This window comes from Mycolicibacterium diernhoferi, assembly GCF_019456655.1.
GTDB classification, from domain to species: domain Bacteria; phylum Actinomycetota; class Actinomycetes; order Mycobacteriales; family Mycobacteriaceae; genus Mycobacterium; species Mycobacterium diernhoferi.
On sequence record NZ_CP080332.1, the window covers coordinates 317529 to 336087 of the forward strand.

Annotated in this window: 19 protein-coding genes; 15 read left to right on the forward strand and 4 right to left on the reverse strand. The window is 67.8% G+C overall.

The window, feature by feature from the left end; translation table 11 throughout:
- Nucleotides 1-37 precede the first annotated feature (37 nt).
- Nucleotides 38-484, forward strand: coding sequence for a MarR family winged helix-turn-helix transcriptional regulator (locus K0O62_RS01510; protein ID WP_073855369.1), 447 nt, complete (start codon nucleotides 38-40; stop codon nucleotides 482-484).
- Nucleotides 485-488: 4 nt separating this feature from the next.
- Here K0O62_RS01510 and K0O62_RS01515 read toward each other — a convergent pair whose 3' ends face one another.
- Entirely contained in the window at nucleotides 489-1142 is a 654-nt protein-coding gene (locus tag K0O62_RS01515; RefSeq protein WP_073855733.1) for a TetR/AcrR family transcriptional regulator, read from the reverse strand.
- A 187-nt stretch (nucleotides 1143-1329) separates the two neighbouring features.
- Here K0O62_RS01515 and K0O62_RS01520 point away from each other — a divergent pair, with 187 nt between their 5' ends.
- The 8 genes from K0O62_RS01520 to K0O62_RS01555 all read left to right on the forward strand — a co-directional run bounded on the left by K0O62_RS01520 (nucleotide 1330) and on the right by K0O62_RS01555 (nucleotide 10753).
- Complete coding sequence (locus K0O62_RS01520; protein WP_073855370.1) at nucleotides 1330-1755, forward strand: MmpS family transport accessory protein; 426 nt, start codon at nucleotides 1330-1332, stop codon at nucleotides 1753-1755.
- On the forward strand, nucleotides 1752-4667 hold the full coding sequence (locus tag K0O62_RS01525; RefSeq protein WP_073855371.1) for an MMPL/RND family transporter: 2916 nt from the start codon (nucleotides 1752-1754) through the stop codon (nucleotides 4665-4667). The genes K0O62_RS01520 and K0O62_RS01525 overlap by 4 nt, the downstream gene beginning before the upstream one ends.
- Before the next feature lie 5 nt (nucleotides 4668-4672).
- Nucleotides 4673-5005 carry a DUF732 domain-containing protein gene (locus K0O62_RS01530; RefSeq protein ID WP_073855734.1) on the forward strand — a complete coding sequence of 111 codons (333 nt, stop codon included), beginning with the start codon at nucleotides 4673-4675 and terminating at the stop codon, nucleotides 5003-5005.
- Complete coding sequence (locus tag K0O62_RS01535; RefSeq protein ID WP_073855372.1) at nucleotides 5002-5451, forward strand: DUF5078 domain-containing protein; 450 nt, start codon at nucleotides 5002-5004, stop codon at nucleotides 5449-5451. The genes K0O62_RS01530 and K0O62_RS01535 overlap by 4 nt, the downstream gene beginning before the upstream one ends.
- A 20-nt stretch (nucleotides 5452-5471) precedes the next feature.
- Complete coding sequence (locus K0O62_RS01540; RefSeq protein WP_073855373.1) at nucleotides 5472-5753, forward strand: hypothetical protein; 282 nt, start codon at nucleotides 5472-5474, stop codon at nucleotides 5751-5753.
- A gap of 83 nt (nucleotides 5754-5836) precedes the next feature.
- Nucleotides 5837-6613: an SDR family NAD(P)-dependent oxidoreductase gene (locus tag K0O62_RS01545; protein ID WP_073855374.1), complete on the forward strand. Its 777-nt coding sequence runs from the start codon at nucleotides 5837-5839 to the stop codon at nucleotides 6611-6613.
- Nucleotides 6614-6982: 369 nt separating this feature from the next.
- A complete protein-coding gene (locus tag K0O62_RS01550) occupies nucleotides 6983-9751 on the forward strand; it encodes an alpha/beta hydrolase family protein (protein WP_073855375.1) in 2769 nt (922 codons plus the stop codon).
- A gap of 48 nt (nucleotides 9752-9799) precedes the next feature.
- Nucleotides 9800-10753 carry an L-lactate dehydrogenase gene (locus K0O62_RS01555; protein ID WP_079244405.1) on the forward strand — a complete coding sequence of 318 codons (954 nt, stop codon included), beginning with the start codon at nucleotides 9800-9802 and terminating at the stop codon, nucleotides 10751-10753.
- A gap of 38 nt (nucleotides 10754-10791) precedes the next feature.
- On the opposite strand, the gene K0O62_RS01560 is transcribed toward K0O62_RS01555, so the two are convergent.
- Nucleotides 10792-11916, reverse strand: coding sequence for an NDMA-dependent alcohol dehydrogenase (locus tag K0O62_RS01560; RefSeq protein ID WP_073855377.1), 1125 nt, complete (start codon nucleotides 11914-11916; stop codon nucleotides 10792-10794).
- Nucleotides 11917-12081: 165 nt separating this feature from the next.
- Between K0O62_RS01560 and K0O62_RS01565 the strand changes: the two genes are divergently transcribed.
- On the forward strand, nucleotides 12082-12582 hold the full coding sequence (locus tag K0O62_RS01565; RefSeq protein ID WP_073855378.1) for a VOC family protein: 501 nt from the start codon (nucleotides 12082-12084) through the stop codon (nucleotides 12580-12582).
- Here the strand turns inward: K0O62_RS01565 and K0O62_RS01570 are convergent.
- The gene (locus K0O62_RS01570; protein WP_073855379.1) at nucleotides 12565-13587 is read right to left on the reverse strand and encodes a sigma-70 family RNA polymerase sigma factor; all 1023 of its coding nucleotides are present in this window, start codon (nucleotides 13585-13587) and stop codon (nucleotides 12565-12567) included. The two genes, K0O62_RS01565 and K0O62_RS01570, sit on opposite strands and share 18 nt — an antisense overlap.
- 36 nt (nucleotides 13588-13623) lie before the next feature.
- Here K0O62_RS01570 and K0O62_RS01575 point away from each other — a divergent pair, with 36 nt between their 5' ends.
- From K0O62_RS01575 to K0O62_RS01595, 5 genes are all read left to right on the forward strand, one after another.
- On the forward strand, nucleotides 13624-14499 hold the full coding sequence (locus tag K0O62_RS01575; RefSeq protein WP_073855380.1) for an alpha/beta hydrolase: 876 nt from the start codon (nucleotides 13624-13626) through the stop codon (nucleotides 14497-14499).
- Complete coding sequence (locus K0O62_RS01580) at nucleotides 14496-15542, forward strand: alpha/beta hydrolase family protein (RefSeq protein WP_073855381.1); 1047 nt, start codon at nucleotides 14496-14498, stop codon at nucleotides 15540-15542. Before K0O62_RS01575 ends, K0O62_RS01580 begins: the two co-directional genes overlap by 4 nt.
- Before the next feature lie 109 nt (nucleotides 15543-15651).
- Entirely contained in the window at nucleotides 15652-16401 is a 750-nt protein-coding gene (locus K0O62_RS01585) for a DUF2786 domain-containing protein (protein ID WP_073855382.1), read from the forward strand.
- Complete coding sequence (locus tag K0O62_RS01590) at nucleotides 16401-16904, forward strand: TIGR04338 family metallohydrolase (protein WP_079244595.1); 504 nt, start codon at nucleotides 16401-16403, stop codon at nucleotides 16902-16904. Before K0O62_RS01585 ends, K0O62_RS01590 begins: the two co-directional genes overlap by 1 nt.
- Nucleotides 16901-17548, forward strand: a complete 648-nt coding sequence (locus K0O62_RS01595; RefSeq protein WP_073855383.1) for an O-methyltransferase — start codon at nucleotides 16901-16903, stop codon at nucleotides 17546-17548. Before K0O62_RS01590 ends, K0O62_RS01595 begins: the two co-directional genes overlap by 4 nt.
- Here K0O62_RS01595 and K0O62_RS01600 read toward each other — a convergent pair whose 3' ends face one another.
- The gene (locus tag K0O62_RS01600) at nucleotides 17549-18460 is read right to left on the reverse strand and encodes an Lrp/AsnC family transcriptional regulator (protein ID WP_073855384.1); all 912 of its coding nucleotides are present in this window, start codon (nucleotides 18458-18460) and stop codon (nucleotides 17549-17551) included.
- Between the last annotated feature and the right edge of the window lie 99 nt (nucleotides 18461-18559).

An 18559-nucleotide genomic window follows, 5' to 3' on the forward strand; every position in this document is an offset into this window, starting at 1 on the left:
GTGGGGGCGATGGACAGCACAACTTAAATGATGTGTCATGTATTCCATGTGGCTGAATGCGCAGCAGCAGGCGCTGTGGCGGGGATACCTGACGATGACGGGACGGTTGCAGACCGCCATGAACCGGCAGTTGCAGCGGGACTGCGGACTGTCGCTGGCCGACTACGACGTGCTGGTGGCCCTCGACGAGTCGCCCGGATGCCGGGTGAACGATCTCGGCCGGCATCTCGGCTGGGAACAGAGCCGGGTATCGCACCAATTACGCCGGATGCGCGACCGGGCGTTGGTGGAACGCCGCGATGCCGACGACGACCGGCGCGGGGCGATCGTCGAGCTGACCGTGCAGGGGCGCGCGGCGCTCGCGGCGGCCGCGCCCGCACATGCCGAGTTGGTGCGCACGGTGGTGTTCGACGCGATGACGCCGGCCGAATCCCGCGCCATCGAGCAGTGGGTCACGCGGGTGGCGGCCCGGCTCGCGCCGTAGTCCCTCAGCCGGCCGGGTCCCAGCCGTGCATGGCCGTCTGCATGCCGTCGGGGTCCAGGGCGTCGACGCCCAGCGGCTGCTGATCCGGACGCCGGCGCATGCCCTCCAGCAGCAGGGCCACATAGCGGCGCCACAGTTGCGGCTCGACGTGACCGGCCCATTCGCTGACGGTGCCGGCCAGCAGGAAAATGATCGGGGTATCGGTGTGCTGAATGTCCTCCCTCAGGTACCCGTCCCGCCTGGCCCGCTCGACCAACTGCGTGACCAGGGGGGCCAGCCGTTCCCGCATGCGCTCGACCCGATTGCCGCCGTAGGCCTTGCTGTAGACCATCTCGCGCAATCCCCGGTCGGTGGCCGTGAGCTCACACTGGCGCTCGATGAACCAGACGAACCCGTCCCACGAATTCTCTTGTTGGAGAGCGGTTTCGGCCAGGCACACCACCTCGTCGATACCGTCCTCGAAGACGGCCTCGACCAGTTCGTCCTTGGTGGCGAACCGCCGGTACACCGTTCCGACGCCCACCCCCGCGTGGTGGGCCACATCGTTGAGGCTGCCCTCCATGCCCTTGGCCGCGAACAGTTCCCGCGCGGCCTTCAGGACGCGCTGGCGGTTGCGCTCGGCGTCCTTGCGCAGGCCCCGGCAGGGTTTGTCAACCACGCGGCCCACTGTAGTGACGTCGCTTACCGTTCGGCATAACCGGATTGATCTTATCCACTTATCCGGTTAGGTTTTTCCCAGCCAAGTGTCGGTCGCCATCGGGGGGACCGTCCCATTCGTCTCAAAGGGGCACCCCATTGATCGGCGTCATCGAGCACTGCGCTGTCCGCACCCGCGAGGTCCACGCATGACCACGGTGCTGCGCCGGTACTGGCTGCCCATCCTCATCGTGATCGCCGTCGCCGCCGGCGCCTTCACGGTGAGCAATCTCCGCCTGGTATTCGGGTCGAACCCGGTCGTCGTCACCCCGGTCGGGGCAGGCATCGCCGAGGACGACGACCCCAAGGTCGTCGTCCTGGAGGTGTTCGGCACCGCCGGCACCGCCGTCATCAACTACCTGGATCTCGACGGCAAACCGCAGCGCGCGGCCGACCCCACGCTGCCCTGGTCGCTCACGATGACCACCACGGCCGCGGCCGCCAACGTCAACCTGCTGGCGCAGAGCGATGGCGACAGCATCACCTGCCGGATCACGGTCGACGGCGAGGTCAAGGATGAAAGGACCGCAACCGGCATGAACGCCGAAACCTACTGCCTGGTGAAGGCCGCATGAGCGCCACCGTCGACGACGACCAGGACGAGGCCGCCACCAGTCCGATCCCCACCGCGCGACACCGGGCCGAGGAACGCAAGCCCCTCATCCCGCGGTTCCTGCGGACCTTCGCCATCCCGGTCATCCTGGCCTGGGTCGCCATCATCGCGGTGCTCAACACCGTTGTGCCGCAACTCGACGAGGTCGGCAAGATGCGCGCGGTCTCGATGAGCCCCGCCGACGCCCCCTCCAAGATCGCCACCCAACGCGTCGGCGAGGTGTTCGACGAGTACAACACCTCCAGCTCGGTGATGATCGTGCTGGAGGGTGACGAGCCACTCGGCGCCGAGGCGCACGCCTTCTACGACGACATGGTCGACCGGCTGGAGGCCGACACCAAGCACATCGAGCACGTGCAGGACTTCTGGGGCGACTCGCTGACCGCCACCGGCGCCCAGAGCGTCGACAACAAGGCCGCCTACGTGCAGGTCTATATCGCCGGCGAGCAGGGCGAGGCGCTGGCCAACGAGTCGGTGGCCACGGTGCGCGAAATCGCCTCGGACGACAACGCTCCCGAGGGCCTGCACGTCTACGTGACGGGCCCGTCGGCGCTGAGCGCCGATCAGACCGCGGTCGGCGACGCCAGCATGAAGACCATCGAGCTGGTGACGTTCGCGGTCATCATCGTCATGCTGCTGATCGTCTACCGCTCCGTGGTGACGACCGGCATCGTGCTGGTGTTGGTGATGGCCGGCCTGCTGTCGTCCCGCGGCATCGTGGCCGTGCTGGCCTATCACCACGTCTTCGGCCTCACCACCTTCGCGATCAACCTGCTGGTGACGCTTGCCATCGCGGCGGCCACCGATTACGCGATCTTCCTCATCGGCCGCTACCACGAGGCGCGCCGCAAGGGTAAGGACCGAGAAGCCGCGTACTACGACATGTTCCACGGCACCGCGCACGTGGTGCTCGCCTCGGGCCTGACCATCGCCGGTGCCGCCAGCTGCCTGTACTTCACCCGGCTGCCGTACTTCCAGACGATGGGCCTCCCGCTGGCCGTCGGCATGGTGATGGTGATCGCGTCGGCGCTCACGCTGGGTCCGGCGGTGATCTCGGTGTGCAGTCGGTTCGGCAAGGTGCTCGAGCCCAAGCGCATGGGACAGTCGCGACTGTGGCACAAGGTCGGTACCACCACGGTCCGCTGGCCGGGCGCCATCCTGGTGTGCGCCGTCATCGCCACGTTGGTCGGCCTGCTTGCCCTGCCCGGCTATCACACCACCTACAACGACCGGATCTACCTGCCCGAAACGGTGCCGGCCAACGTCGGCTACGCCGCCTCCGACCGGCATTTCACCCAGGCCAAGATGAACCCGGACCTGCTGCTGATCGAGACCGATCACGACCTGCGCAACCCGGCGGACTTCCTGGTGATCGACAAGATCGCCAAAGCCCTTGTGCGGGTTCGCGGCATCGCCCAGGTGCAGACCATCACCCGGCCCGATGGCAAGCCCATCGAACACTCGACGATCCCGTATACGCTCGGCCAGAGCGGCAATCTGCAGATCATGAGCAACGACTACACCCAGAACAATCTGGCGAACATGCTCGTCCAAGCCGACGATCTGCAGATCAGCATCGACGCGATGACCGAGATGATGAACATCCAGGAGGATCTGGCCGCGGTGTCGGCGTCGATGGCCGACAAGATGGCGACGACGTCGGATGACATGAACGAGGTGCGCGACCATCTGGCCGATTTCGACGATCAGTTCCGGCCGCTGCGCAACTACCTGTACTGGGAACCGCACTGCTTCAACATCCCGATGTGCTGGTCCATGCGGTCGATATTCGACGCCATGGACGGCATCGACGTGATGTCCGGCGACTTCGAGGAACTGGTGCCGGAGATGCGCCGGATGGCGGATCTGATGCCGAAGATGGTGGCCGTCATGCCGGATCAGATCAACTCGATGAAGCACCAGAAGGAGATCCTGCTCAACCAGTACGCGTCGCAGAAGGCGCAGCAGGATCTGGCGATGTCCCTGCAGGAGGACATGACCGCGATGGGCGATGCGTTCGACGCAGCGCTCAACGACGATTCGTTCTACCTGCCGCCGGAGGCGTTCACCAACGCCGACTTCATCGACGGCATGGACAACTTCATCTCCCCGGACGGAAAGGCCGTGCGGTTCACCATCACCCACCAGGGCGATCCGCTGACCCCGGAAGGCATTTCGCGCATCGAACCGCTCAAGCTCACCGCGGCCGATGCCATCAAGGGCACCCCGTGGGAGGGTTCGTCGATCTACCTGGGCGGCAGCGCGGCCACCTACGCCGATCTGCAGCAGGGCGCCGACTATGACCTGTTGATCGTCGCCGTCGCGGCGCTGATCCTGATCTTCATCATCATGATCGTGCTGACCCGGGCCATCGCGGCGGCCGGCGTCATCGTCGGCACCGTCGTGCTGAGCCTCGCGGCGTCGTTCGGTCTCTCGGTGCTGTTGTGGCAGCACATCGTCGGTATTCCGCTGCATTGGATGGTGCTGCCGATGTCGGTCATCGTGCTGCTGGCGGTGGGTGCGGACTACAACCTGCTGCTGGTCTCCCGGATGAAGGAAGAGGTCCACGCGGGCGTCAACACCGGCATCCTGCGCTCGATGGTGGGCACCGGTTCGGTGGTGACGGCCGCGGGCCTGGTGTTCGCGTTCACCATGATCTCGATGTCGGTCAGCGACCTGATCATCATCGGCCAGGTGGGCACCACCATCGGTCTGGGCCTGCTGTTCGACACGCTGGTGGTGCGGTCGTTGATGACGCCGTCCATCGCCTCGCTGCTGGGGCGCTGGTTCTGGTGGCCGCAGCGGGTGCGTCCGCGCCCGGTGCCCTCGCCGTGGCCCAAGCCGCAGCCGGCCGCCGAGGAGGTGACCGCGTGAGGCGGCTGTTCGCCGGTGTCGCAACGGCGCTGATCGCCGTGCCGATCGCCTTGGCGCCGAGCGCATCTGCGGACCGGGACACCGAATTCGCAAACCAGTTACACGGTTTCGGGATCTACGGGCAACGGGACTTCAACGCTTGGCTGGCCAAGATCGCCTGTAAGCGGTTGACCACCGGCGTCGACGCCGACGCCACCGCATCGGCGGAGTTCCTCTCGGCGAACCTGGCCCGCTCGACGAGCACCGAACAGGTCTGGCAGTTCCTGGGCGCCGGGATACCCCGGTACTGCCCCGAGCACCTCGGCGTGCTCACCGCGCCGGCGGGTGAGCACGCGTGAGCGCACGGGCGCTGCTGTTCGTGCTGGCGGCAGCGGGAGCGCTGACGACATCGCCGCAGGCCTTCGCCGACGCCACCGGCGAATACCCGATCCCGAGCAAACAGATCGAAACCCGGTGCGACGCCGAGCAGTATCTCGCGGCGGTCCGCGACACCAGCCCGATCTACTTCGAGCGGTACATGCTCGACAAGAGCAACCGCCCGCTCGATGTGCAGCGGGCCGCACAGGACCGCATCCACTGGTTCTACTCGCTGGATGCCGCCGGCCGGCGTCAGTACGCGCAAGACACCGCCACCGACATCTACTACGAGCAGATGGCCACCCGGTGGGGCAACTGGGCGAAGGTCTTCTTCAACAACAAGGGTGTGGTCGCCAAGGCCACCGCGGTCTGCCTGAACCACCCGCGCGGTGACCTCTCGGTGTGGGACTGGCCCGTAGCCCGCTGAACTACCTAGGGTGGGTAGGCATGGGCCAGCCGTACCCGGACGAGTACCCGGAGGAGTACGACGAGAACTGGGACTACTCCGCCTTCGAGGACCCGGACGACGAGATCGTGCCGCGCCCGAGCAATCGGGGCGCGGTGGGGATCTTCCTGCTGGGCTGGCTGCTCCTGCCCTCCGCGGCGGTCGTGCTGAGCAGACTGCAGAGCCCGTGGTTCGAGGTCGCCAGCGTCGTGACGCTGACCTTCATCGCGATCTTCGTGGTGGCGTTGATCCGGGTGGTCCGGAACTTCTGGTCCGCCCGGTAACCGTCCCCGTCTGGGGCCTGAGCACCCGGGGCGGCGTCAACCCACCGGTCGGGTGGCGACCGGAAAGGGCTTAGTCTGTCGACGTGGATATCAATGGAGCTAGCGCAATCGTCACCGGTGGCGCGTCGGGTATCGGCGCCGCCTCCGCACGTCTTCTCGCGGACCGGGGTGCCCGGGTCGTCGTCGCCGACCTCAACGCCGAACGCGGTGAGGCCCTCGCCAAGGAAATCGGCGGCGTCTTCGTCACCGTCGACGTCACCAACACCGACCAGATCCTGGACGCCGTCAACACCGCCACCGACCTGGGCCCGCTGCGTGCCCTGGTCAACTCGGCCGGCATCGGCTGGGCGCAGCGGACCATCGGCAGGGATGGCGAGTTCGACTCGGCACACAACCTGGACGCCTACAAGAAGGTGCTCGCCATCAACCTGGTCGGCACCTTCGACTGCATCCGGCTGGCCGCGACCGCGATGAGCCGCAACGAGTTCACCGAGACCGGTGAGCGCGGCGCGATCGTCAACCTGACCAGCGTCGCGGCATTCGACGGACAGATCGGCCAGGCCGCCTACTCGTCGTCCAAGGGCGGCGTCGTGGGCCTGACCCTGCCGGTCGCCCGCGATCTGTCGGCCGCGGGCATCCGCGTCAACACCGTCGCACCGGGCCTGATCGACACCCCGATCTACGGGGAAGGCGAAGCCTCCGAAGCGTTCAAGGCCAAGCTGGGCGAGTCGGTGCTGTTCCCGCACCGCCTGGGCAAGCCGGAGGAGCTGGCCTCGATGGTCATCGAACTGCTCACCAACTCCTACATGAACGCCGAGGTCGTGCGCGTCGACGGCGGCATCCGGATGCCACCCAAGTAATCCCGCCGCACCAACCCGCGAAGCCCCCTCTGCCCGCTCCTGGGCGAGGGGGCTTTGTGCTGTCCGGGGCGCGAGGGGTGTCGTCCGAGCGAATCGAGGTCGGCTATCCACAATTGGCAATACTATTTGCCACTAGTGCAAATTACGAAGCCGCAGAGGAAACGCGCCGGTAGCGTAGCAAACTCTGTCCGCTCAGCGAAACGGTCCATGGACTATCCGGAATCTCCTGGTGATTCGGTTATTGACCGTCGCAAGTCGGTTGTATAGTCACCGCCACGGTCAACATATTCAGACAACGAGGTCGGAGAAAACGTGGCGAGCAAGCATCTCAAAAAAGGTAGCCAGACAGTACGTACATCGTTGCTGGGGTTGACGACGGCAACGGTCACCGCGGCAGCGTTGACGATTTCGGCGCCGGCGCCGACACCTCCGGCGCTACTCGCCCAGGAACAGCAGCTCAGCCAGCGTGCCGTCGACCTCACCGCCGCGAGCACGCCGTATCAGCGGGCCCAGAGTGCGGTCAACACGCTGCTGCCCGCGCTGGTCAACACCTTCGGCGCGCAGCCCACCATCACCCTCGACACGCTGCTGTCCAAGGTGCCGGCCGGACTGCTGACCGAGTTCCTCAACGCCAACGGCGGCACGGTCAACGTCTCGACGCTGTTGGCCACCCTCGGTCTCAATTCGGCGGACTCGGACCTCAACGCCGCGGTCTCCGCAGCCGTCAGCGCGGCGCTGGCCGACTTCCTGACCTCCGCGACGACCGGCGACAGCGCCGCGGCGCTGTCGGCCCAGCTGCGGACCCAGATCGCCGCGGCGGTCGCGCAGCAACTGAACGCCGCCAGTGTCTCGGTGCGACCCGTTTCATTCCTGCCGGCGGTGACCATCAGGTTGTCCGATGTCGTCGGGTCCGGCGGCGTCACGAACATCGCCAACGGTGTGGCCAACACCGTGACGGACAGCATCATGAACAACCTGACGGACATTCTGCCCACCGCCGACGAGTTGACCGCCGAAATCACCGCGACGCTGCCGGATCTGCTGCTCACGCTGTTCAACTCCGCGGAGCTCACCGACGCCGGCGGCAACTTCCAGTTCGGCAACCTGTTGGACCTGGTCGGGCTCAACCTGACCACCCTGGCCGACAGCGGTGCGCTGTCCGTCACCTCCTCCGGGCCGCTGTTCACCCTTGCCCGGCTGTTCGGTGGCGTCGACCTGGGTTGGACGCCCGGCACCCAGAGCGCCATCGCCAACTCGGTCAACGGCACCGGATACCTCGAACTGGGCACCTCGACGCTGAAGACGAATCTGGCGGCCGCCCTCGCCGATGAGTTGGCCGACGGATCCCTGGCCGCCGAACTCGGCACCACGTTGACCCCGGCACTGAACAACGTCGTCAACATGATCGTCGACAACGCGACCGCCACCCTGGAAGCCGATCTGCGAAACAGCATCCAAAGCAGCCTCTCCGGGCTGAACTTCACGGTGCTGGGGGTCTCGGTCCCGGCGGGCAACCTGCTGTACAACGTGATCAGCCCGACCATCGGCAACCTCGCCAACAACCTGAACGACCAGCTGTCGGGCCAGGTCGCCGGGATCGTGGACGGGGCCGTGGACAGCGCGACCGGCAGCGTCGGCGGTGCGCTCACCGACGCCGTCAACGGCGCGATCGATGCCATCCCGGATCAGGAGATCGCTTCGGTGCGGATCCCGATCGTCATCGGGACCGGGGTCGGTGCCTTCGCCGCCGGTGCGGCCTACCGGGATGTGCTGGCGCAGTTGTCCGCACAGCCGGGCGGGCTGGACTACACCGGCGCCAATCCGTTGCTGGGCAGCCTGACCCTGCTGCCGGCGATCCTGCTCAACAATGCGGGACGCGCAAACGGCGGCATCATGGCCCGGTTCGCCTCGTTGTTCAAGATGCTCGGAATCGACGCCGTCACACCGGATGTCGCGATCAGCAGCAGCGGTGGGACGCCGGTCGGGGACACCGGGCTCGCGCTGGGCGGCGCCAACCTGGTGCCGGTCAAGATCGACGCCACCGTCGAGTACCAGCTGATGTCGGACTTCGCCGCCTGGGCGAACCCGCTGACGCTGGTGAACAACCTGGTGGCCGGCCTGCTGCCGACCTACATGCTGCGCGGTCTCGATCTCTCAAGCGCGGCCGACCAGTTGACGTCCGAGCTGGAGGGCCTGGTCGACGATCTGGCCGACCAGAATGCGCCGGATACCAACATCTACCTGACCGTCCGGGCCAACACGCTGCCGATGCTGGAGCCGCTCTACCTGGTCGGTGACGTGCTGCGGCTGGCGGGCCTGGAGCCGGTCGGCAATCTGGTCAACGGGCTGGCCAACGCGCTGTCCCCGGCGCTGACCAGCCTGGTCAACCTGGGCTACTCCGACGCGTACTTCAACCCCGCGACCGGGGCGTACGAGCGCACCCTCGACGCCGCAGCGACCCGGGTGCAGTTCGGAACACTGCCGAACGTGAACTGGGGACAGGTGCTGCCCAACGTCCTCAAGCAGGTGTTCACTGGATTCCAGACCGCCATGCGCTCGAACAACAACTCGGTGCCGAACGCGCTCACCGGCGTGAAGTCGCTGATCGACGGAGACCTCGGCGACGTGCTGGGCGGCCTGCTCGGCGGCGTCGGGGCTCCGGCAGGCAGCGCACTGGCCGCGGCCACGGCCGAGGGCGACAACACCGGAGCGCAGACCACCGGTGCCGACGCCTCGGCGAACCGGGCGGCCCGCGCGGCTGCTCCGGCCGAGAACGTTTCTGCCACCGAGGAATCCGGTCCGGTGGGCGAGCAGGCGCCGGCCCCGGCCGCAGAACCGGCACCGGCACCGGCACCGGCACCTGCTGTCGAGCAGGCGCCCGAGGCCGACGTCGTACCCCTGACCAAGGCGCAGAAGCGGGCCGAACTGCGGGCGGCGAAGTCCGCCGCGAAGTCTGCCAAGCAGGCCGCGTCCCAGTTCCAGGGCTCCGGTTCCGGCTCCGGCGCGGGTTCGCCGGCGGCCGGCGCGCCCAGTGTCCCCGGTGCTGCGGACTCGACATCCGGGTCGGACAGCGGGTCGGACTCCGGGTCGGGTAGTGGTGACTCGGGCGACAGCGGGGGAGGGCAGAACGCGGCCTGAGCGTCGCACCTGCTCGCGGCGGATCGCCGGGCGCGCGACAATGGCAGGGTGCCCGCACATCGAAATGGCAAGGTGTCCATCGTGGGTGTCGGCAGCGTCGGCACCGCGATCGCTTACGCCTGCCTCATCCGGGGCTCGGCCGCCTCGCTCGCGCTCTATGACGTCGTCGCCAAGAAGGTCCGAGCCGAAGTGCTCGACCTCAGGCACGGCAGCCAGTTCGTCCCGCACTGTCAGGTGTACGGCAGCGATGACCTGTCCGTCACCGCCGATTCGCAGATCGTCATCGTCACCGCCGGCGCCAAACAGAAACCAGGCCAGACCCGGCTGGAGCTGCTGGCCGCCAACGCGGCGATGGCCGCGGATGTGACCCCCAAGCTGCTCGAGCTCTCGCCCAACGCCGTCATCGTGTTCGTCACCAACCCCGTCGATGTGATCACCCACGCCGCGACCGCATCGGCCGACGCCCCGCCGGGACACATCTTCGGTTCGGGAACGGTCTTGGACTCCAGCAGGTTTCGTTACCTGATCGCCGAACTGGCGGATCTGGCCGTTGGTAACGTGCACGGGTTCGTCGTCGGCGAGCATGGTGACTCCGAGATCGCGCTGTGGTCCAGCGTGTCCATCGGCGGGGTGCCCGCCGCGCATTTCCGCAAGGACGGCCGACAGATATTCGACCCTGCGACTCGCACCCAGATCGCCGCCGATGTGGTCAACGCCGCGTACGAGATCATCGAGGGCAAGGGCGCCACCAATCTGGCCATCGGCCTGTCCACCGCACGCATCATCGAGGCGATCCGCGGGCATCAGCACCGGGTGCTGCCGGTATCCACCCTCCAGACCGGTGCCTACGGCCTGGGCGAGGTGTGCCTGTCCCTGCCGACGGTGGTGTCCGCCGACGGGGCGGGCCAGGTGCTGGAGGTGCCGTTGTCGGTCGACGAACGCGACGGGCTGTTCGCGTCGGCGGCGACGCTACGCGACGCCTACCGGTTGGTTTCGTCGTAGCGGATCACACGATTTGTAGGGAGTTGAGGCTTCCGGGCCTACCAGTCGGCCTCGTCGTAGCGGATGACGCCACGGATGTTGTTGCCGTCCAACATGTCCTGGTAACCCTGGTTGATGTCTTCCAGGCGGTAACTGCGGGTGATCATGTCGTCGAGGTTGAGCAGGCCGGACTTGTAGAGCGCGGCCAGTCGCGGAGTCTCGACATGCGAGCTGCCGCCGCCGAAGATGTTGCCCTTCAGCGTCTTCTGCAACATGGTGAACAGGAACAGGTTCAGCTTGACGTCGGCGTCCATCATCGAGCCCATGCCGGTCACCACGCAGGTGCCGGTCTTGGCGGTGAGGATCATCGCCTCCTCGATGTACTCGCCCTTCATCTCGCCGACGGCGATGATCACCTTGTCGGCCATCAGCCCGTGCGTGACATCGATGACCGGGGCGATGGCCTCGGCCATGGACGGGTAGACGTGCGTGGCGCCGAACTTGATCGCCTGGTCGCGCTTCCACTCGTTGGGGTCGATCGCGATGACCTGCTTGGCCCCGGAGATGACCGCACCCTGCAGCGCGCTCATCCCGATCCCGCCGACGCCGACGATGATGACGGTCTCGCCGGGCTTGACCTCGGCCACGTTGGTGGCCGACCCGAATCCGGTGGGCACCGCGCAACCCATGATGGCCGCGGTCTCGAACGGGATGTCCTCGTCGATCTTGACGACCGAGTCCTTGTGCACCGTCATGTACGGCGCGAAGGTGCCGAGCAGGTTCATCGGCGACACCTCGTGGCTGCCGGCGTGGATGCGGCTGGTGCCGTCGGCGATGGCCTTACCGCCGAGCAGGACCGCACCGCGGTCGCACAGCGAGCGGAACCCCTTCAGGCACGGTGGGCACTCGCCGCAGGCCGGGATGAAGGCCAGGATGACGTGATCGCCCTCGGCCAGGCCGGTGACATTCCTGCCGACCTTCGTGATGACGCCGGCGCCCTCATGGCCGCCCAGGGCGGGCAGTCCGATCGGGGTCGCGCCGGTGGTGATGTGGTAATCGGAGTGGCACATGCCGGCGGCGTGCATCCGGATCTGTACCTCGTCGGCCACCGGATCGCCCAGGTCGATCTCATCGACCTTGAACGGTGAGTTGAGCTCCCAGAGCAGGGCACCTTTGGTCTTCATGGAAGCCGATAATAGAACACGTTTCAAATCGATGGATATTCTCTACGTGAACTGCGCATTTACCGGCTTTAATTCGTCGTTCCCGGGTGTCCGCGATGAGTCCTGCTCGCCACGCAGGTCTATTCATCGACGTGCAGATGAACCGACCCGGAAAGGTGGCCCCTGATGGCCCAGATCAATGCCCGCATCGTGCCCAACCTCTGGTTCGACCGTGAAGCGGTCGAAGCCGCCGAGCACTACATCGCCGCTTTCGGGGGCAACGGCCGGATCGTCGGCACCACCCCCGCTCATCCAGATTCACCGTCCCCGCAGGACGTGCCGTTGGTCGTGGAGTTCGAACTCGACGGGCAGCCGTTCGTCGGAATCAACGGGGGTCCGCATTTCCACTTCACCGAGGCGGTCTCGCTGGAGGTCCGGGTCGACGGCCAGGAACAGCTGGACCAACTGTGGGCCGCGCTCGCCGACGGCGGTGAGGAACAACCGTGCGGCTGGCTCAAGGACAAGTACGGACTGTCCTGGCAGATCACGCCGACGGCCTACTACGACCTGCTGGCCGGCGGCGACGAGGAGGCCAACGCCCGGTTGTTCAGTGCGGTGATGGCCACCTTCGGCAAGTTCGACATCGCGGCGCTCGAGCGCGCCCACCGGTCAGAGCCGGCCGGGTAACCCGAACTTCTCGAACAACCGGGGGTCCATGAACGCCACCACGTGGGCGATGCCCGCGCCGCTCACGTCCATGACGTGCAACTGGAACGCCTCATGCACCCCGTTCTGCGGATTGCGCATGTACATCGCCGCCGCGGGCTGTCCATTCGCGGTGGTCGACAGCAGCCGCATATCGCCGGGCCGTTCGGCCGGGCACTTGTCGCGGGACAGGGTGCCGATGGCCGCCGGCCCGACATACCAACTGTCGAAGGGGGGCATCTCCCAGACCGCGTCGTCGGTGAACAGCTTCTCCAACGCGTCGATGTCGTAGGCCTCGAAGGCCGAGATGTAACGGGCCAGCAGTTCCTGCGCCTCCGGGGACTCCGGTGTGGTCAGCGGCTGGTCCGCGCTGGGGCCGACCGCGTCGAGCTGTGCCCGGGCGCGCTGCAGCAGACTGTTGACCGCCGCCGTGGACGAGCCGACCGCGTCGGCCACCTCGGCGGCCCGCCACTGCAACACATCCCGCAACACCAGCACCGCGCGCTGGCGGGGTGAGAGATGTTGCAGCGCTGCCACGAACGCCAGCCGCACCGACTCACGGGTCCCGACGACGGCCTGCGGATCGGACGGGTCATCGGCATCCGGCAGCGGCTCCAGCCACGCGATCTCGTGCCGTTCGTGAATCTCGGTGTACGGATCCGAACTCTGGGTGCCGAGCCCCGACGGCAGCGGGCGCCGCTGCTTGCCTTCCAGCGCGGTCAGGCAGGTATTGGTGGCGATCCGGTACAGCCAGGTGCGCACCGAGGATTTGCCCTCGAACCGGTCGTAGGATTTCCAGGCGCGCAGGAACGTCTCCTGGACCAGGTCCTCGGCGTCGTGCACCGAACCCGTCATCCGGTAGCAGTGCGCCTGCAACTCCCGCCGGTACCGCTGGGCGTCGGCGAGGAAGGCGTCTCTGGAGTCGAACCGGCCGTCTGCTTCTGTGAGGACGCTCACGTTGGGCAGCTTACCCACCGCCCCCGACAAGTGGGGTCCCTCGGAGGCAGCCGATAGGCTCTCCCGGTGGCGATAACCCGCAGTGAACGCAGTTTCGACGGTGTCGGCGGCGTGCCGATCTTCTACGACGTGTGGACGCCCTCGGCGGGCGGGAGCGAAGCGACTGGGGGATCAACACAGCCGGAGGCCACCGGCGTCGTGCTGATCTGTCACGGCTACGCCGAGCACGCTCGCCGCTACGACCACGTCGCCCAGCGGTTCGCCGACGCCGGCCTCATCACCTATGCGCTGGATCTGCGCGGGCACGGGCGCTCCGGGGGCAAGCGGGTATATCTGCGGGACATCTCCGAGTACACCCGGGATTTCCATCACCTGGTCGGATTGGCCACCGCCGCGCACCCGGAACTGAAACGGGTCGTGCTCGGCCACAGCATGGGTGGCGGCGTGGTGTTCGCCTACGGCGTCGAGCACCCCGACGACTATGCGGCCATGGTGCTGTCCGGCCCCGCGGTGTACGCCCACGACGCGGTGTCCCCGGTGCTGACCGTGGTGGCCAAGGTGGTCGGCAGTGTGGCGCCCGGAATGCCGGTGCAGGATCTGCCCGCCTCCGCCGTCTCCCGCGACCCGGAGGTGGTGGCCGCCTACGAGGCCGACCCGCTGGTGCATCACGGCAAGCTGCCCGCCGGTGTCGCCAAGGCCCTGATCGGCATCGGGGAGACCATGCCGCAACGGGCCTCGGCACTGACCGCACCGCTGTTGGTGGTGCACGGCGAGCAGGACACACTGATCCCGGTGGCGGGCAGTGAGCGGCTGGTCGAATGCGTGGGGTCCGCCGACGTCGCGCTCAAGGTCTATCCGCAGCTCTATCACGAGGTGTTCAACGAACCCGAACGCGCCGTGGTGCTCGACGATGTGGCCTCGTGGATCGAGACGCGCCTGTGAAACGGATTGTCCGCCAACTGGGTTCACTGCTGATCGCTACCGCGCTGGTGGCCGGGTGCTCATCCGGGGACGACCAGACCCAGCAGCAGGGCTGGGTGGAGGAAGAGGTCTCCTTCACCGACTCCGCGGGTCTCACCCTGCACGGCACCTACCGCCATCAAGGCGAAGACGCCGGACCCGCGGCCCTGCTGATCTCCGAGAGCGGGCAGACCGACCGCAACGGTGACAATGCGGTGGCCGGCCCGGTCGGCAATATGCGCCAACTCGCGGAGTACCTGTCCGAGAAGGGGATCGCCTCACTTCGCTACGACAAGGTCGGCACCGGTAAGACCGGGCTCGGGCCGCACGCGCAGAATCCGGCGGCCGTGGGCAGCGCCGCCTATTCCGCCGGTGCCCGCGCCGCGGTGCGCTACCTGGCCGCCCGGCCGGGCACCGATGACTCCCGGATCTCCGTCTATGCCCTCGGGGAGGGCACCATCCACGCCATGACGCTGGCCGACGACCTGGAGCCGGACGCGCCGAGAATCCACTCGCTCGGGCTGTTCCAGCCGCTGCCCGGCCGCTATCTGGACATCATCACCGCGCGGGTGAAGGTGGACGTCGAAGCGGCCGTCGAGGCCGGGGCCAAGACCCCGGAGCAGGGGCAGACGGTCCTGGATGCCTGGGCCGCTGCGGTCGAGGAGGCCCGCACCCGCGGCACCGCCCCGCGGCAGCTGCCCGACGGTCTCGGCGCGATCCTCAACCCCGGCAACGTGAACGCGGTGGTCGAAGCCGACGCCATCGACCCGCTCGCACTGGCGGCGAAGGTGCCCACCGGCACTCCGGTCCTACTGACCTGCTCGGACTCCGACGGCCAGGCCAACTGCGCGTCGGTGCGTCCGCTGACCGCCGCGCTCAAGCACACCGCGCTGACCGTGCTGGACCTCAAGGGCGTCAACCACGTGCTGCGCGACGACCCCACCGACAACGTGGCCAACTACGCCAAGCCCGGGCCGTTGTCCGCCCAGCTGACCGCGGCCCTGGACACGTTCGTGACGAAGTGAAGTCGGCAGGGCTGGTGATGAATTCGTGGCTGTGGACAACCACCGTCCGCAGGGCGCCGACGGCGGATTCGCCGGTCGGCCTGTCGGACCGACTTTCTAGCGTGTGGTCATGAGCAACGACAAGATGCTGGGTCGGATCGCGGCGCTGCTGCGGCAGGCCGAAGGCACCGACAACCCGCACGAGGCCGAGGCGTTCATGGCCGCGGCCCAACGACTGGCCACCGCGACGTCCATCGATCTGGCGGTGGCACGGGCGCACTCGGCGCACCGGACCGCTGCGGAGGTCCCGGTGCAGCGCACCATCACCATAGGCGAACCCGGCACCCGGGGGCTGCGCACCTACGTGCAGTTGTTCGTGGTGATCGCCATGGCCAACGATGTGAAATGCGATGTGGCGTCCAACTCGACCTTCGTCTACGCCTACGGATTCGCCGAGGACATCGACGCCAGCCATGCGCTCTACGCGGGGCTGTTGGTACAGATGGTCCGGGCGGCGGATACCTATATCGCCTCCGGTGCGCACCGCCCGACCCCGACCATCACCGCCCGGCTCAACTTCCACCTGGCCTTCGGCGCCCGGGTCGGTCAGCGTCTCGCCGAAGCCCGCGACGAGGCGCGCCGCACGGCCACCGAGGACACCGAGCGGGTGCCGGGGACCGCACTTGCTTTGCGCAACAAGGATCTGGAGCTGAAGTCGTTCTACCGGCAGGCCTCCGCGGCGCGCGGTACCTGGCGTGCGGCCAGCGCGTCGGCGGGTTATTCGTCGGCGGCGCGCCGGGCGGGGGACCGGGCCGGCCGGCGGGCCCGGCTGGGGCCGAGCCAGGAACTGTCCGGCCCCCGGGCGCGATTGGAGCGCTAGTGCGCGATGTGCAGCGTGCAAAGGTCTACGCCGCAGAGGAATTCGTGCGCACCCTGTTCGACCGGGCGGCCCAGCACGGCACCGGGTCCATCGATTTCTTCGGTACCGCCCTGACCCTGCCGCCCGAGGCCCGCTTCGGCTCCGTGGAGTCGGTGCGCCGGTACGTCGAGGATGTCCTGGCGATGCCGGCGGTGCGTGACCGGTGGCCCGGAGTGGGGGTGCCCGCGGTGCGGGCCCGGCGCGGGTTGACCGCCGCGCATTACGAACGCAGCGGCGACCGGGGGACGGCGGCAGGGACCATCGCGGTGCCAGACCGGCACACCACCTGGGCACTGCGAGAACTGGTGGTGCTGCACGAGATCGCCCACCATCTCGCCGACGGCGGCGCACCGCACGGTCCGGCGTTCGTCGGGACCATGGCCGAACTGGCAGGCTGGGTGATGGGGCCCGAGGCCGGGCACGTCCTACGGGTGGTCTATGCGAAAGAAGGGGTGACCGGATGACCGAGCCTGCGGCGGTGGACAGATTGTTCGACGAGTTGCTGCACACCGAGGACGAGGCGCTGCGTGCGGCGCGGGAGTCGACCGGACCGGCCGGGATGCCGGCCATCGAGGTGTCCCCGCAGCACGGGCATCTGCTGAGCCTGCTCGCCCGGATCTCGGGGGCCCGCAGGGTGCTCGAAATCGGCACGCTGGCAGGCTATTCCACCATCTGCCTGGCGCGCGGCACCGGTCCGGACGGGCGGGTGGTGACGTGCGAGTACGAGCCGCGTCATGCCGAGGTGGCGCGGGTCAACCTGGTCCGGGCCGGCTTGGGCGACCGGGTCGAGGTGATCGTCGGCGCAGCCCTGGACACCCTGGCCACCCTGGACGGGCCGTTCGACATGTTCTTCATCGACGCGGACAAGGAGAACAACCCGGCCTACGTCGAGGCGGCGATCGGCCTGGCCGCCCCGGGCGCGCTCATCGTGGTCGACAACGTCACCCGCAATGGTCGCGTGCTCGATCCCGCCCCCGACGATCTGCAGGCCACCGCGGTCCGCGACACCCTGGCGATGATGGGCGAGCATCCGCGGCTGGACACCGCGGCGATCCAGACCGTCGGGGTCAAGGGCTGGGACGGTTTCGCGGTCGCCGTGGTGACCTGATCAGGTGTCGGACAGCCCGAACCTGACCGGGGCCAGCCCGGAGGCGTAGCTCTCCTTCACCACGTCCAGGTGCGACCAGCTCTCCAGCGTCCAGACCCCGGGCAGGCCCCGGATGAGGTCGGTGATCTCCGCCAGTTGCGCCGGGGAGAACGCCCGGATGGTCACCAGCAGATCGAACCGGCCCAGGGTCCGGGCGATGAAGATGACCTGTGGCATCGCGGCCAGCGCGGCGACCACCTCGTGGTGGTCACCGGCCAACCGGATCCCGCAGCCCATCGCGCTCTGCCGGTCCTGCCCGGAATGGCGCACCACGGCACCGATCCGGACGACCTGGGCCTCGATCAACCGCACCACCCGCCGGCGGGCTCCGGCCGGTGACAGCCCGACACCGGCCGCGAGTTCCACATACGAGGCGCGGCCGTCCCGCTGCAGGGCGGCCAGCAGGGCGCGGTCGGTGTCGTCGATCTCGGTGCGCACGTCCCCGACCGGTCCGATGACGTCGCGCATCACCTCCACATAGGTCAGGGTGTCCACCGCCGAGACCCCGGGCAGTGACCGCAACTCGGCCACCGAGCGGTCGATATCGCGGGCCGAGGCCGCCCGGACCTCGGCGACCAGGCCGTACACGCCGCTCGTCATGGACAGGAAGGGCACATCGTCGCGTTGGGCGAGTTCGGCCGCGACCGGTGCCGCGGGTCCGTGCACGAGGACGCTGACGTGGGCCAGCGCCCCGCGCCCGAGGACCGCGGGATGCACGGCCCCGCGGATGACCACCCGACCGCTGCCGATGAGCCGCTGCACCCGGGCGGCGGCGGCCGACCGGGACATGCCCACCCGGCGCGCGATGTCCAGGTGGGTCAGCCGGCCGTCGCCCTCGAGCAACTCCACGATCGCCTGGTCGACTTCGTCCACCGGCGCACCTTCCGAAAATCGATCGAAGATTTTTCAGACACATGGTGTCGGCGAATCGATCACATGTAACCCCTATTCCATCACAGAATGACGGATATT